This window comes from Brachybacterium netajii (SeqCode) (genome assembly GCF_054114245.1).
The window spans coordinates 1-374 of record NZ_JBSYXB010000023.1; the positions used below are offsets into that span (position 1 = coordinate 1).

Sequence of the window (374 nt, forward strand, 5' to 3'; positions counted from 1 at the left end):
CGCACCGTCAGCAGATGCTCGATCCCCGCGGCGAGGTCATCGGCGAAGGTGAGCCGCCCGACCTGGTCGTCCACGACCGAGGGATCCACGCCCTTCTCCGCGAGCCGCGCCATCGTCGCGACGAAGTTCCCGCCCTCGCCCACGACCCAGCTCGTCCGCACGACATAGTGCTCGGGGAGCGTGGCGACGAGCTGATCGCCCGCGGCCTTCGACTGCCCGTAGACCCCGAGCGGACTGAGCGCCTCATCCTCCATGTGGGAGTCGACGGTCCCGTCGAAGACGTAGTCACTCGATACCTGCACGAACACCGCGCCCTGGGACCTGGCCGCGGCGACAAGCGCACCGACACCGGTCACGTTGACCGCCCACGCGTC

Annotated in this window: 1 protein-coding gene; it reads right to left on the reverse strand. The window is 69.5% G+C overall.

Translation table 11 applies throughout. The features are described from left to right. Positions 1–374, reverse strand: a 374-nt coding sequence (locus ACXET9_RS16085; protein ID WP_457887691.1) for an SDR family oxidoreductase, incomplete at both ends; no start/stop codon positions are given.